This is a genomic window from Microbulbifer sp. YPW1, from assembly GCF_013367775.1.
Lineage (GTDB): Bacteria > Pseudomonadota > Gammaproteobacteria > Pseudomonadales > Cellvibrionaceae > Microbulbifer.
The window spans coordinates 2352737-2367184 of sequence record NZ_CP055157.1 but is presented as its reverse complement, the minus strand read 5'-3'; the positions used below and the strand labels follow the sequence as shown (position 1 = coordinate 2367184).

General features: G+C 59.0%; 15 protein-coding genes. 14 read left to right on the top strand and 1 reads right to left on the bottom strand.

All coding sequences use genetic code 11. From position 1 onward, the window contains the following. The first annotated feature begins 194 nt into the window (after window positions 1–194). The 3 genes from HUW35_RS09705 to HUW35_RS09695 all read left to right on the top strand — a co-directional run bounded on the left by HUW35_RS09705 (window position 195) and on the right by HUW35_RS09695 (window position 3043). A complete protein-coding gene (locus HUW35_RS09705; RefSeq protein ID WP_255463217.1) occupies window positions 195–1751 on the top strand; it encodes a PQQ-dependent sugar dehydrogenase in 1557 nt (518 codons plus the stop codon). Window positions 1752–1834: 83 nt separating this feature from the next. After that, window positions 1835–2107, top strand: a complete 273-nt coding sequence (gene xseB, locus HUW35_RS09700; RefSeq protein WP_078083004.1) for an exodeoxyribonuclease VII small subunit — start codon at window positions 1835–1837, stop codon at window positions 2105–2107. Between the two features lie 24 nt (window positions 2108–2131). After that, window positions 2132–3043, top strand: coding sequence for a polyprenyl synthetase family protein (locus HUW35_RS09695; protein ID WP_181255640.1), 912 nt, complete (start codon window positions 2132–2134; stop codon window positions 3041–3043). 80 nt (window positions 3044–3123) lie between these two features. On the opposite strand, the gene HUW35_RS09690 is transcribed toward HUW35_RS09695, so the two are convergent. Continuing rightward, window positions 3124–3849 (bottom strand): response regulator, encoded by a 726-nt coding sequence (locus HUW35_RS09690; protein WP_181252166.1) that lies wholly within the window; start codon window positions 3847–3849, stop codon window positions 3124–3126. A 282-nt stretch (window positions 3850–4131) separates the two neighbouring features. Here HUW35_RS09690 and HUW35_RS09685 point away from each other — a divergent pair, with 282 nt between their 5' ends. The 11 genes from HUW35_RS09685 to dxs all read left to right on the top strand — a co-directional run bounded on the left by HUW35_RS09685 (window position 4132) and on the right by dxs (window position 14362). Beyond that, window positions 4132–4581, top strand: a complete 450-nt coding sequence (locus tag HUW35_RS09685; RefSeq protein ID WP_181252165.1) for a Rap1a/Tai family immunity protein — start codon at window positions 4132–4134, stop codon at window positions 4579–4581. Between the two features lie 65 nt (window positions 4582–4646). Next, entirely contained in the window at window positions 4647–5180 is a 534-nt protein-coding gene (locus HUW35_RS09680; RefSeq protein ID WP_181252164.1) for a Na+/H+ antiporter subunit E, read from the top strand. Beyond that, the gene (locus tag HUW35_RS09675; RefSeq protein ID WP_181252163.1) at window positions 5174–5476 is read left to right on the top strand and encodes a monovalent cation/H+ antiporter complex subunit F; all 303 of its coding nucleotides are present in this window, start codon (window positions 5174–5176) and stop codon (window positions 5474–5476) included. The genes HUW35_RS09680 and HUW35_RS09675 overlap by 7 nt, the downstream gene beginning before the upstream one ends. Continuing rightward, window positions 5406–5870, top strand: a complete 465-nt coding sequence (gene mnhG / locus HUW35_RS09670) for a monovalent cation/H(+) antiporter subunit G (RefSeq protein WP_255463215.1) — start codon at window positions 5406–5408, stop codon at window positions 5868–5870. The genes HUW35_RS09675 and mnhG overlap by 71 nt, the downstream gene beginning before the upstream one ends. Window positions 5871–5934: 64 nt before the next feature. After that, on the top strand, window positions 5935–6972 hold the full coding sequence (locus HUW35_RS09665) for a DUF4040 domain-containing protein (RefSeq protein ID WP_181252162.1): 1038 nt from the start codon (window positions 5935–5937) through the stop codon (window positions 6970–6972). 1 nt (window position 6973) lies between these two features. Further along, window positions 6974–7366 carry a cation:proton antiporter subunit C gene (locus tag HUW35_RS09660; protein ID WP_181252161.1) on the top strand — a complete coding sequence of 131 codons (393 nt, stop codon included), beginning with the start codon at window positions 6974–6976 and terminating at the stop codon, window positions 7364–7366. Between the two features lie 2 nt (window positions 7367–7368). Then, window positions 7369–8844: a monovalent cation/H+ antiporter subunit D family protein gene (locus HUW35_RS09655; RefSeq protein ID WP_181252160.1), complete on the top strand. Its 1476-nt coding sequence runs from the start codon at window positions 7369–7371 to the stop codon at window positions 8842–8844. Next, complete coding sequence (locus tag HUW35_RS09650) at window positions 8841–10328, top strand: proton-conducting transporter membrane subunit (protein WP_181252159.1); 1488 nt, start codon at window positions 8841–8843, stop codon at window positions 10326–10328. Before HUW35_RS09655 ends, HUW35_RS09650 begins: the two co-directional genes overlap by 4 nt. A gap of 1 nt (window position 10329) precedes the next feature. Beyond that, the gene (locus tag HUW35_RS09645) at window positions 10330–10632 is read left to right on the top strand and encodes a hypothetical protein (RefSeq protein WP_181252158.1); all 303 of its coding nucleotides are present in this window, start codon (window positions 10330–10332) and stop codon (window positions 10630–10632) included. Continuing rightward, complete coding sequence (locus HUW35_RS09640) at window positions 10625–12316, top strand: Na(+)/H(+) antiporter subunit D (protein ID WP_181252157.1); 1692 nt, start codon at window positions 10625–10627, stop codon at window positions 12314–12316. Before HUW35_RS09645 ends, HUW35_RS09640 begins: the two co-directional genes overlap by 8 nt. 114 nt (window positions 12317–12430) lie before the next feature. Beyond that, window positions 12431–14362: a 1-deoxy-D-xylulose-5-phosphate synthase gene (dxs, locus tag HUW35_RS09635; RefSeq protein ID WP_181252156.1), complete on the top strand. Its 1932-nt coding sequence runs from the start codon at window positions 12431–12433 to the stop codon at window positions 14360–14362. Window positions 14363–14448 lie beyond the last annotated feature (86 nt).

The following is a 14448-nucleotide window of genomic DNA, read 5'->3' as shown; positions in this document are numbered from 1 at the left end:
ATGGTCGCTGGGGAAAAATAAGGTAGTGGGAAAGTGCTGAACTTGTTGTAAGAGATGTCTTACAAGCACGTGACCGTCGTCACATTTCACTCGGGAGAGCGGAGGGGGATGGTTTGGCGCGTATCGCAACTGGTACGGCTGTGCGACATTTAGCGGCTTACTATAGTTACTTTTGTTACGAGATCAAGACGATCGTGAAAGCTCCGTCGAAAAACGCGCTAACTTTTACCCGCCGGGTAATATTCGGCGCCATTGTTCTTTTTTTGCTGCTGGTGGCGGCAATCGTCGCCGGTTGGGTGCCTGGTATCAATGTCCCCTGGGGACAACTGATTGGCGCCAGTACCGATGAAAAAACCGTTGAGCGTCAATTAATGCTGGCGCCGGGTTATCGACTGCAACTGTTCAGTGAACAGGTGCCCAACGCGCGTTTTATGGCAGTCACCCGCAGTGGCGATCTGCTGGTCTCGCAACCCAAGCTGGGCCAGGTGAGCCTGCTGCTCAGTGACCGCAACGAAGACGGCAAGACCGATGGCCAACGGGTACTGATCGACGGCCTGCAGCGGCCGCACGGGCTGGCGCTGTTTGAGGACTGGCTGTATATCGCGGAAAGCAACGGCGTGGGCCGGGTGCCCTTCGATCACTCCGATGGTCGCATCGCCGGCCGTTACCAGAAAATTGTCAGCGGCCTCGCCGATACCGGCAACCACTGGACGAAGACCATCGGCATGGGGCCGGATGGCTGGTTGTACCTTTCCAGCGGCTCCACCTGCAATGTATGTATAGAGGAAGACCCGCACCGGGCAACCATTATGCGTTTTCGTCCGGATGGCAGCGATTTCCAGATTTACGCCACCGGACTACGCAACAGTGTGGGCTTTGACTGGTCGCCGAAAGATGCCGCGCTCTACGCCACAGATAATGGCCGCGACTGGCTGGGGAACGACTTCCCCCCGTGCGAGCTGAACCGCGTGCAGCAGGGGGGCTTCTACGGTTGGCCCTACGCCAATGGCAACCGCGTACCGGACCCGGATTTCGGCGAGGGCGCTGGGGAAAATGCGGGTGAAATACAGCAACTTATCCGCACCTCGATTCCCCCGGTATTCGAGTTCCGCGCGCACAATGCACCGCTGGGTATCCGTTTCCTGCGCAGCCCGGAACAGCCGGATACATTCCGCGACTCGGCACTGGTGGCACTACACGGTTCCTGGAACCGGGACGTAAAGGATGGCTACAAGGTGGTGGCTCTGCACTGGCAGGAGGACGGCAGTATCCGCGCGCAGGACTTTATGTGGGGCTTCCTGGGCGAGGACAAAACCACGGTGTACGGTCGCCCGGTGGATATCGCAGAGGATGCCCGCGGCAATATTTATATCTCCGATGACTACGCCGGTGCGGTTTACCGGGCACAGCCCGGAGATGCGGATTCCGCCAGCAGCGCCATTCCCGCCGAAAATCGCCCGCCCATCAGCGCGCCGAAAAAGCCTCTCGCCATCGACAGCAGCGCCGCCCGCCAGGGGGCCCAGATCTACGAACGGCGCAATTGTGTGCGTTGCCACCAGCAGGCGCCGCTGCGGGACCTGAGCCGCAAATACTCGCTCAAGCAACTGGCAGACTATTTCGACACGCCCACGCCGCCGATGCCCAATTACGGTTTCAGCAGCAGCCAGAAACGGGCGCTGGCGCATTTCCTGATGGAGCGGGAGGTGCAGTCGGACGGCAGCGGGCCACAGCTGGAGCACTTCCTGCCCTGAGGGAAGTCGCGCACGCCAATTGACCGTCCTATTGCGAGCCGCTAAGGTTGCCCGCAACTGCAGCCCTATCAGAGATACCCTTCATGGCAGCCAAAAAGAAAGCCGCAACCTTCGAGAGCGCACTGGAAGAACTGGAACAGCTGGTGGAACGCCTGGAAAGCGGCGACCTGCCCCTGGACGAAGCGCTGACCGACTTCGAGCGCGGGGTAAAGCTCACCCGCGAATGCCAGCAGAAGCTGGCCAGTGCCGAGCAGAAGGTAAAGGTTCTGATGGAGGAGAACGGCAAGGTACAGGAACTGCCCTTCGACACCGAGGACGACTTTGCAGGAGACAATGGCCCCGGAGCTGCGGAGTAAGTGAGCAGTAGCACCGCGGCAGCCATGCCTGCCAAACTGAAGATGTTCCTGCAGACCGCCGGCCAGCAGGTCGAACAGACCCTCACCACTGCACTCGCAGACCACTCTTCCGCTGAAGCCCTGTTCGCCGCCATGAACTACGCGGCCCTGGGCCCAGGCAAACGCCTGCGCCCGGCACTGGTGTACGCCGCTGCCCAGGCTCTAGCGGGCAACAGCGCAGCCGGCCAGAGCCACGAGGCGGCGGCCGCCCTGGAGTGTGTACACGCTTACTCCCTGGTGCACGATGACCTCCCGGCCATGGACGATGACGCCCTGCGCCGCGGCCGCGCCACCTGTCATATCCAGTTCGACGAAGCCACCGCGATTCTCGCCGGCGATGCCCTGCAGACCCAGGCCTTCGAGCTCCTCGCCGCCGCGGCCCTGCCCGCCGAGCTCAAGATCCGCCTGATCGCAGAACTGGCCCACGCTTCGGGCGCCCGCGGTATGGTTGCCGGCCAGGCCATCGACCTGGCGGCGGTGGATCACGCCCTTGCCCTCGAGCAACTGGAAGAGATGCACCGCCTGAAAACCGGCGCCCTGATCTCCGCGAGTGCCCGTATGGGGGCGATGATCGGCGGCGCCAGCGACGATCAGCTGGCTGCCATCACCCGCTATGCCGAGGCCATCGGCCTGGCCTTCCAGGTGCAGGACGATATCCTGGACGTAACCGCGGATACCGAGACCCTGGGCAAAACCCAGGGCGCCGATGCCGCGCGCAACAAGCCCACCTATGTATCCCTGCTGGGTCTTGACGGTGCCCGCAGCAAGGCGGCGGAACTACACGGCGAAGCGAGCCGCGCTCTGACGACGCTTTCCGCCAGCCCAGATGCGACCAGTGCATCAGGCATCCAGATTCTACAGTTGCTCGCAGACTATATCGTCGAGCGGACCCACTGAACGGGCGGCCCCTGGCTGCCCTGTTCCTGCGCCCCACTTTATTCTCTATCCCCCTCACCCAGTCTCTCGGCCAACCCGGCTTAACCTGGCTCTACCGAGTAGGTAAATATGTAGCCAGTGCCCCAGGCGGTCTTGATGATATCCGGATGCTTGGCATCATCCCCCAGCTTGCGCCGCAGGCGGCTGACATGGGAATCGATACTGCGATCAAACGGAAAGCTCTCACGGCCTTTGGTGAGGTCGAGCAACCGGTCTCTGGAGAGGGGTTCCTGGGGATGCTGTACAAAAGCCAGCAGCAGCTCTGTCTCACTGGAGGAGAGGGCGATGGTGTTGCCGTCTCCATCCTTGAGTTCCATCTGCGCGGGGAAAAAGGTCCAGTTACAAAAACGGTAGAGGCCGAGCTTGCCACTGGGCGCGCGACGGTTGGCGCGACGTAAAATCGCTTTCACCCGCGCCACCAGCTCGCGGTCACTGAAGGGTTTGACAATGTAATCGTCGGCCCCCATCTCCAGCCCCACCACTCGGTCCACTTCACTGTTTTTACTGGAAACGAACATCACCGGCGGCATCGCCTCGTCACCACACAGCAGGCGACACAACTCAAATCCATCGGTACCGGGAAGCACGGTTTCCAGCAGGATCAGATCCGCTGTGTGGGAGGCCAGATGGGCAAGCAGCAACTCGCCGCTCCCCAGAATTTCCACACTGTACCCCTCCGCTTCGAGCAGGGAGCTCAATAGCCCGCAGGCCTCTTCGTCGCCATCGACCACCACAAGTCGGGCTTTCGGCGCACCGGTAGCATCCATCTGGCACCTTTATCGTTATTTATGACCAAATGTACAAATTCGTGTGGGACTCTGAATAGCCCCCGTCGATAAAGCTCTCCCTCTGCACACACGGTAACAAAGATTTAAAAAACGCCCAATTAGCGCCAGTTTCAACGCAAATAACCAAACAGCGCGCCAAAAAGAAATTTCACACAGGCCCGCACACTTTTTAACAAATTTAGCAATCTTCCGCACACCTTAAGTGCCAAAGTAATTACGAACAAAAAAACCAACAATAAAAAAGACAGAGAGGTGGCGAGTATGAAAGGATTTACATGTTCTGGATTCGCAGCGGCAACCGCGGCGGCGCTCGCGCTCAGCCAGTCGGTATCCGCGCTTGAAGGCCTCACCGCGCCGGGCCTGATCACTGCCTGCAAAGCCCACGAGGAGAACCGGCAGAGTCCCGAAGCCACTAGCTGCCGCGCCTTTATCCAGGGGTATCTGTCTGCCAGCACTGACGTTGTTGCAAGCGAAGACCAGCCCTCCCCATTCGTAGCCCGCGCTATCCGCACTCGCGCCAGCCGCCTGTCGGAAGACGCGGAACAGCGCCTGAATAGCCGTTACTGCCTCCCCGGATCTACCGCTATCGACACCCTGGCTGCCAAGGTGGCAGGGATTTCGCAACCTGTTGCAGAAGAAGCGACGGCGGAATCCCTACTGATAGGGGTACTGAATGCCCACTTCCGCTGTGACGACGCGGCCGGGGAATAAGTGTGGGGCTCATCCCCTGATCTCTGTTGTCGCGGTAACCAAAACGATAAAGCAGTCATTCATTCATGCGTTACACCTTTAGTCTTTTCGCTGTACTTGCATTTATCTGGCTCGCCAATTCCGGCCTCTACTCGCCACTGATACTCTTTTTCGGGCTGTTGTCAGTCTTGTTCGTGATCCTGATTGCGCGACGCATGAAAGTAGTCGACGGTGAATCCCTGCCTCTGAATCTTTGGTCATCCCTCCCCGGTTACTACCTGTGGCTGCTGCGAAAAATCATCACCAGTAATCTCGAAGTGGTCGGCTGTATCTGGGGAAGTCTGTTACCGGGCCGCAAACCCATCGCACCGGTGAGCAAATATATTCCCACGGTGCTGCGCACTGATCTCGGCAAAGTGCTCTACGCCAATTCCATTACCCTCACTCCCGGCACCGTCTCCATCGATGTCGGAAATGATTCCATTCTGGTACACGCGCTGACCCAGGATGGATTACAGGAACTCGAACGAGGGGAGATGGAACAACGCATCCACAAGCTGGCAGAAGGCGACGCATCACCAGATCACGACACTGCTACACAGCCGGAGGCCCAATGCTGACTGCAACCCTGATCGCACTGCTGGTGGTGATGGCACTGGCACTGATACGCGCCCTGCTCGGCCCGACAATTCACGATCGCATTCTGGCGGTGAACCTGTTCGGCACCAAAACCGTTTTATTGATCGCGGTAATCTGTTTCACCCTGGGAAAGCCGGAATATCTCGATATTGCGCTGGTTTACGCACTGATCAACTTTGTCAGCGTGATTGGAGTATTGCGGTATTTTGAGTTTAGAAGCGGTGCGGGCGGCGCTTTTAAAAGCGCTGCCGCTGTGGAGGAGACACGCGGTGATTGACTCCATTTTAACGCTAGTCAGCGGTTTTTTATTGGCAATGGGCTGTTTTTTCATGCTGAGCGGCGCCATCGGCATTTTACGCTTTCCCGATTTTTATACCCGCATGCACGCCGCGGGGATTACCGACACGCTGGCGACCTTCCTGGTAATCACCGGCCTTATGCTGATTGCGGGATGGTCGCTGGCGCTGTTCAAGCTCGGGCTGATCCTGCTATTCATATTTTTTACCAGCCCTACCGCCAGCCACGCGCTGGCCCGATCCGCCCAGCATTCGGAACTCAAATTGCAATCGCTGTGGGAAGGCAGCGCCAGTAATGGGCGGCCGCAGAAAAAAATTTCTACCAAAGGTAGTGAGCCGGATACCGCCGTGGAAGCAGCAGGCGTTTCCCGCTAGCAATAGAAAATATCGGGAGTAAAACCATGATGTCAGGGGAATGCAAAATACTGGAGCGCGATTAATGGAGTTATTGCTGGATATCGCCCTGCTGGCAATGCTGCTGGTCACCGCAGTATCGATCGCGTGGATCAAGGACCTGTTCGCCGCAACCATGCTGGCGGGCATTTACGGCCTGCTGTCCGCCGGTTTTTTCATGACCATGGGCGCCGTCGATGTCGCATTCACTGAAGCAGCTGTGGGCGCCGGAATTTCTCCCCTGCTAATCCTGCTGACACTGGCACTGTGTGGCAGACACCAGCGCGCGGACCGCAATCGCGCGCGACTGGCACTGGCCCTAGTTATCCCACTGGGTGCGCTGCTGATCATCGCAACCCACGATATGCCGGCATTCGGCGCAGCCGATGCGCCAGCGCAATTACATGTGGCCCCGCACTATATTCAGGAATCCATGCGCGAGATCGGGATCCCCAATATTGTCACATCGGTGCTCGCCAGCTACCGGGGCTACGATACGCTCGGGGAGGTCGTGGTCATTTTTACCGCGGGTCTCGGTGTACTTTCTCTATTGCGGGCTACCTCAACCGTAGAACTCCAGCTTCCCCCGCAAGTAAACAATCAGCCGCTGTCTCAGGATATCGTGCTCAAGGTGGTGGCCAAGGTTTTGATCGCGCCGATCATGCTGTATGCCCTCTACGTGCAGTTCCACGGCGAATACGGGCCCGGCGGCGGCTTTCAGGCGGGCGTGATTTTCGCGGTGGGTTTTATTCTCTACGGGCTGGTGTTTGGTCTGGACGCGGTACGCCGCGTGGCGAGCCACGATGTGGTGCAGCTGCTATCTGCCATGGGCGTACTGGTTTATGGCAGTGTCGGGTTACTCAGCCTGGCCAATGGCAAAAGCTTTCTCGATTACAGCGCACTCGCCGGGGATCCGGTAAGCGGCCAGCACATCGGCATCATTGCCATCGAGCTCGGCGTGGGCATAACCGTGGCCTCGGTGATGATCATGATTTTCTACCTGTTTTCGGAGCAACTGCGCCTGCGCGGGACAGACCCCGCCTCCGACGCTGCGCCGGAAATACCGGGACAGGAGGCCAGCTGAAATGTTACTGGCATCGCACTACAACTACTGGATCGTCATCGCGCTGATGATGATCGGGCTGTATATGGTCATTGCCCAGGGCAACCTGGTGAAAAAAGTTATCGGCCTGAATATTTTCCAGACATCCGTTTTTATTTTCTATATCAGTGTGGGAAAAGTTGAAGGCGGCAGCGCCCCCATTCTCAGTGAGGGGGAAGTGCTTTATTCCAATCCGCTACCGCATGTACTGATTCTCACGGCAATTGTTGTGGGCATAGCCACCACCGCACTGGCGCTGGCACTGGTGATTCGCATCAAACGCGCTTACGGCTCCATTGAAGAGCGGGATATACAGAGCGCAGAAGAAAAACAGGAACAGCTATTGCGCCAGTCAACGGTCGAGGGAGCGGAATAACCATGTTTGCCCACCTCCCCATACTGCAGGTGATACTGCCACTGGTAGCGGCTCCATCCTGCCTGATCATCCGCAAGTCCACACTGGTCTGGCTGTTTACCCTGCTGGTGAGTTTTGCCGCGCTGGTTGTCAGTGTGTTGTTGCTACAGCAGGTATATGCGGAAGGTGCCATCAGCTACCGCCTCGGCGGGTGGGAGGCGCCCTGGGGTATCGAGTACCGGATCGACCTGCTGAATGCGTGGGTGCTGCTGATCGTTTCGGGCCTGAGCAGTGTGGTGCTTGCCGCGGCGCGGACCAGTGTTGCGCAGGAGCTGGAGGCCAGCCGCCAGACCGTTTTCTACGCGCTTTATCTACTGTGTTTTGCCGGGCTTCTGGGTATCGTTGCCACCGGCGATGTGTTCAACGTTTTTGTATTCCTGGAAATCTCGTCACTCTCGACCTACGCATTGATTGCCCTCGGGCGCGACAGGCGCGCGCTGTGGGCTGCGTTCCAGTACCTGATCATGGGCACTATCGGGGCCACCTTTCTCCTGATCGGGATCGGCTTCCTGTACATGATGACCGGCACCCTGAATATGGCGGACCTGGCAACCCTGATTCCCGCCATGGATCAATCCACCACGGTGCTCGCCGCCTTCGCCTTTATCTTCGTCGGTATCTGTCTCAAGCTCGCACTGTTTCCACTGCATATGTGGCTACCCAACGCGTACAGCTGTGCGCCGTCGATCGTCACCGCGTTTCTTGCGGCCACCGCCACCAAAGTGGCGCTCTACCTGTTACTGCGATTCACTTTTACCGTCTTCGGCATCCAGTTTTCACTGTCCCACCTGCCGATGGATACACTGCTCGTTGGCCTGGGGCTGGTGGGTGTTTTTGCCGCATCTGGCGTCGCCATTTATCAAGCCAACATCAAACGCATGCTGGCCTTTTCCAGTGTGGCCCAGGTGGGTTACATGGTGGTCGGTATTGGAATCGGCACGGCCACTGCACTGCAGGCGACACTGCTGCACCTGTTCAACCATGCATTGATGAAGGGCGGCCTGTTTCTGGCCCTGGCCGGTCTGGTCTATCGCCTCGGCGGCTGTCGTATCGAACACTTCAACGGTCTTGGCCGCGCCATGCCGTGGACCATGGCGGCAATCGTCATTGGCGGTATCAGCCTGATCGGTATGCCGCTCACCGTCGGTTTTGTCAGCAAGTGGTACCTGATTGCCGCGGCCATCGAGCAGCAGCTGTGGTGGGTAGCCGTATTGGTCGTGCTCGGCTCCCTGCTGGCAGTGGTTTATATCTGGCGCCTGGTAGAGGCCGCCTATTTCCAGCCCGCGAATTCAGATGCGGTTACCGAAGCGCCCCTGGGGATACTGTTACCCGCCTGGTTACTGATCGCCGCGAATATCTATTTCGGTATCGACACTCGCCTGCCGGTTGAGGTAACGGCTGCAGCCGCTCAATTCCTGATCGGAGGTGCCGCACCATGAGTGAGTCCAACCTGTTGCAGCTGGCCCTGTTGATTCCTCTGCTGGCATTGATTGGAATTCAGCTGACCGCACGCTGGGAAAATATACGGGAGGCGGTATCCCTGGTGAGTGCCAGCGCGCTGTTCGCAGTGACGACAGAACTCTACCAACCCCTGCTCGCAGGCACGGCCATTAGCGCCCACTGGCTGGAAATACTGCCCGGGTTGAGCCTGGCCTTTCGCGTGGAGCCCCTGGGGCTGTTGTTCGCACTGGTAGCGAGCTTTCTGTGGATCGTTACCACGCTTTACGCCATCGGCTACATGCGCGGCCACGGCGAGAAAAACCAGACCCGATTTTTCAGCCTGTTTGCGGTTTCCATCGGCGCGGTGATGGGGATCGCGTTTGCAGAAAACCTGTTCACCCTGTTCGTGTTCTACGAAATTCTGACCTTGTGCACCTATCCGCTGGTGACCCATGCAGGGACTGACAAGGCCCGTCACGGTGGCCGCGTTTACCTGAGCATCCTGCTGGGTACCTCGGTGGGTTTCTTCCTCCTCGCCATCGTCGCCACCTGGCTACTGGCAGGCACGTTAACCTTCAAGCCGGGAGGGATTTTCTCCGCGGATACCTCTGCGGCGCTACTGTCTGTTTTGCTGGTGCTGTTCGTATTCGGTGTCGGCAAGGCGGCAATCATGCCGTTTCACGGCTGGCTGCCTGCGGCCATGGTGGCGCCGACGCCGGTGAGTGCCCTGCTGCACGCAGTCGCCGTGGTCAAGGCCGGGGTATTTGTCCTGTTGAAAATCTGCCTGCTGATTTTCGGGTTTGAAACATTGCAGAGCATTCCCGCCACCAAGTGGCTGCTGTATCTGGCGGGCGCCTCGATTTTACTGGCGTCTATCGTTGCCCTGCGCCAGCAGAACCTGAAAAAGCGCCTCGCTTACTCCACCGTGAGCCAGCTTGGCTATATCAGTCTCGGTGCCCTGCTGGCGACCTCTGCGGGCATGACCGGCAGTGCACTGCATATCGTCATGCACGCGTTCGGCAAGATCACCCTGTTCTTCTGTGCGGGCGCCATCCTGGTAGCCGCGCACAAGACAGAGATCGGCGACATGCGCGGACTCGGCCGGCAGATGCCCATCACCATGACGGCGTTCCTGATCGCCAGCCTGTGCATTATCGGCATTCCACCCACCGGCGGCACCTGGAGCAAGTGGTATCTGATGCTGGGCACCTTTGAAGCCGAGCAGTGGATACTGATGGCGCTGTTGATGGTCAGCTCACTGCTGAGCATTGCCTACCTGCTGCCAATTCCCCTGCACGCATTTTTTTCCCGGGACACACAGGCCGATGGCGGCGCCGAAACAGTAGCGGTGAACAACGGTATTGTCACGATTCAGGAAGCGCCGCTGCCGTCACTGATTGCCCTCGGCATCACCGCCGCGGGCTGTATTTATTTGCTGCTCTACCCCGATGCTTTCTATCAGCTGATCAAGGCCGGAATCTGATATGCGTGGTAATAAACAGGCGTTCTTCGACAACCCCGACAATATCCGCAAACTGTTGCGGGTGTTCTACGGTATCTGCGCATTGCTGTTTGCCGCAGACTTTGTAGTACACCGCCATATCGAATTCCGCTGGGAAGGCCTGCCCGGGTTTTACCCCCTGTACGGGTTTGTAGGCTGTGTGATTCTGGTGTTTGCCGCAAAATGGATGCGCACTTTCCTGATGCGGCCTGAAGACTATTACGACAAGCGAGAGCTGGGCAGCGACAGCGCCGATTCCGTAACAGGAGGCCGCACCGATGTTTGAAGTTGCCCCCTTCATTCCGTTCTTTGTCGCCGCCTTGCTTGCCGGCGTATTGCGCGGCCGGGCGCGCGCTCTGATTACCCTCGCCGTACCGGTTCTGGGGCTCGCCAATTTGTGGCTGCTCGGCAGCGGCAGCTTTGGTCACTACGGTATTCTCGATTTTGACCTGCTGCTATTCAGGGCCGACAAACTCAGCCTGCTGTTCGGCTACCTGTTCCATATCGCCGCACTGATTGCGGTCATTTATGCCCTGCACGTACGCGATACCCTGCAACAGGTAGCGAGCCTGCTGTACGCCGGCAGTGCGCTGGGCGCGGTATTTGCCGGCGATCTGCTCACCCTGTTCATTTTCTGGGAACTGCTGGCACTGACTTCGGTGTTTCTGGTGTGGGCCCGCCGCACCGGCCGCGCCTACGTATCCGGCCTGCGCTATTTCACTCTGCATATCCTGTCCGGATTGTTGCTGCTCGGCGGTATCGTTTTCTACGGCCAGGCCCACGAAACCCTGACTTTCGGCCAGATCGGCCTGAGTGACAGCGCCTACAGCTGGTTGATCTTCCTCGCGTTCGGTATCAAGTGCGCCTTCCCTTTCTTCCATAACTGGCTCACCGATGCCTACCCGGAATCCACCCCCACCGGTACCGTGTTTCTGAGTGCCTTTACCACCAAGGTGGCGGTGTACTGCCTGGCACGGGCCTACCCGGGCACCGAGCTGCTGGTGTATATCGGCGCGACCATGGCCTGCTTCCCGATCTTCTACGCGGTGATCGAGAACGACCTGCGCCGGGTACTGGCCTACAGCCTCATCAACCAGCTGGGTTTTATGGTGGTGGGCATCGGCATCGGCACCTCGCTGGCAATCAACGGCGCCGTGGCCCACGCGTTCAATGATGTGATCTTCAAGGGGCTGCTGTTTATGTCCATGGGGGCGGTGCTGCACGTGACCGGCCGTATCAACGGCTCCGAACTCGGCGGCCTGTACAAGAAAATGCCCAAGACCACAGTGCTGTGCATCATTGGCGCGGCCTCGATTTCCGCCTTCCCCCTGTTCAGCGGGTTTGTCAGTAAATCGATGGTGATGAGTGCGGCGATCAAGAACGGTTACGAGGGCGTCTGGCTGATCTTGCTATTCGCCTCCGCCGGGGTCTTCCACCACGCCGGCATCAAGATCCCCTACTTTGCCTTCTTCGCCCACGATGCGAAGCTGCCCGCCCGCGAACCTCCGGCAAATATGCTGGTAGCGATGAGCATCGCCGCAGCCCTGTGCCTCACCGTGGGGATTTACCCACAGGCCCTGTACAGCTTGCTGCCGCACGAGATGTCCTACACCCCGTATGACCTCACCCACGTCCTGACACAGCTGCAGCTTCTGTTCTTCTCCGCTCTGGCCTTTGTGTGGCTAAATTTGCGCCATCTCTACCCACCGGAGCTACCTTCGGTCAACCTGGACGCCGAATGGCTTTACCGGCGCCTGTTGCCAGATGCCGCCAGAGGGCTGTTTGGCGGTCTGTTTGCCCTCGACAAACGCCTGCGGGCCACGGCCACACGGGGTGTCGAGCGCCTCATTACCGGCCTGGCTGACCACCACCGTGCAGACGGGATCCTGGCGCGCAACTGGCTGACCGGCAGTATGGTCGCCGGCGTGGTATTGCTGCTGGCGATCTATCTGATCCTAGGTAGCCTGTGACGCCGCGAGCAGGATGCAATATCGTCTCCGTGGGCATACAATTCGCTTCTTATATCAGTTGCAATTGATACTGTGAGCCACCGCCCGGCTCTAGTGCCCGAATCAGGACCCTTGATGTTCGACGAGATACCCCGCACACGCCCGTCTACGCCGCTGCTCGACCAGATCGACTCACCGGCCCAGCTGCGCGCGCTGGCGGAAAAACAACTGCCCGAGCTGGCAACCCAGCTGCGTGAATACCTGCTGTACTGCGTAGGCCAGACCGGCGGTCACTTTGGTGCCGGCCTCGGTGTCGTCGACCTCACCATCGCCCTGCACTACATCTACAACACCCCGGAAGACCGTCTGGTATGGGATGTGGGCCACCAGACCTACCCCCACAAAATCCTCACCGGTCGCCGGGAGCAGATGCTCACCATGCGCCAGCAGGGTGGCCTCTCCGGATTCCCCAAGCGTTCCGAGAGCCCTTACGACACCTTTGGCGTCGGTCATTCCAGCACTTCCATCAGCGCCGCACTCGGCATGGCCCTCGGCTCGCCGGATGAGCGCAAGGTGGTGGCGGTGATTGGCGATGGCGCCATGACCGCGGGTATGGCCTTCGAGGCCCTGAACCACGCCGCGCATACCGGTAAAGACATGCTGGTGGTGTTGAACGACAACCGCATGTCGATATCCAAGAACGTGGGTGGCCTCGCCACCTACTTTGCCCGCATCCTCGCCAGCAAGACCTACCTGAACATGCGCGAAGGCAGCCGCAAGGTACTGTCCGTCATTCCCAAGGCCTGGCAGCTGGCGCGCCGCGCGGAAGAGCACGTCAAAGGCATGATCACCCCGGGCACCCTGTTCGAGGAGCTTGGCTTCAACTACGTGGGCCCGCTGGACGGCCACAATATGCAGGATCTGGTCCACACCCTGCGCAACCTGCGCAATCAGCGCGGCCCGCAGCTTCTGCATATCGTCACCACCAAGGGCAAGGGCTTCGGCCCGGCAGAAGAAGATCCGGTGGGTTACCACGCGCTGAACAAGCTCGAACCGGAGCCCAAGGTTCAGGTAGCACCGGCTGTGGATAAAAATGGCGAAGCCAAGAAAAAAGGCCCGAAATACCAGGATATTTTCGGCCAGTGGTTGTGCGACGCTGCGGAGCAGGACGACAAGCTGATCGGCATTACCCCGGCCATGTGCGAAGGCTCTGGCATGGTGGAGTTTGCGGAATGCTTCCCGGAGCGCTTCCACGATGTAGCCATCGCCGAGCAGCACGCTGTGACCCTGGCTGCAGGCCTCGCCTGCGAGGGACAGAAGCCGGTGGTGGCCATTTACTCCACCTTCCTGCAGCGCGGCTACGATCAGATGGTCCACGATGTGGCGATCCAGAACCTGGACGTCACCTTCGCTATCGACCGCGCCGGCCTCGTGGGCGAGGATGGCCCCACCCACGCGGGCAGCTTCGACCTGACCTTTATGCGCTGTCTACCGAACCTGATCATCGCGGCCCCCAGCGATGAGAACGAGTGCCGCCAGTTGCTGCACACAGCCTACGAGCACAATGGCCCATCGGCGGTGCGCTATCCGCGCGGCACCGGTCCCGGTGTAACCATTGAGAAAACCCTGGACACACTGCCTATCGGCATGGGCAGGGTCGTCCAGGAGGGCAAGGATATTGCCATCCTGAGCTTCGGCACCCTGCTTGCATCCGCTAAAGAAGCGGCGGACAAACTCGGTGCGACGCTGGTGGATATGCGCTGGGTAAAACCCCTGGACGAGGCCCTGATCGACCAGATGGCCGACAGCCACGACCTGCTTGTGACCCTGGAAGAAAACACGGTTGCCGGCGGTGCGGGCAGTGCGGTTTCGGAATACCTGAACCAGCGAGTGATTCCGGTACCACTGCTACAGCTCGGCTTGCCCGACAAAATTATCGAACACGGCAAGCATCCAAAGTTACTGGCAGAGATTGGTCTGGACGCCAAAGGCATAGAAGAACAAATCCGCGAACGCCATTCGCAAATGCACCAGGCCCAGTCAAAAGGGCAAGCTACGGCTATCTAGGGCTGACAAAGTACATAACTAAAAATCGAAGGCCGGGTCCCGGGTACGGGTTTTCGGAACCGCTGTAGATACGTCCATTTACGCTG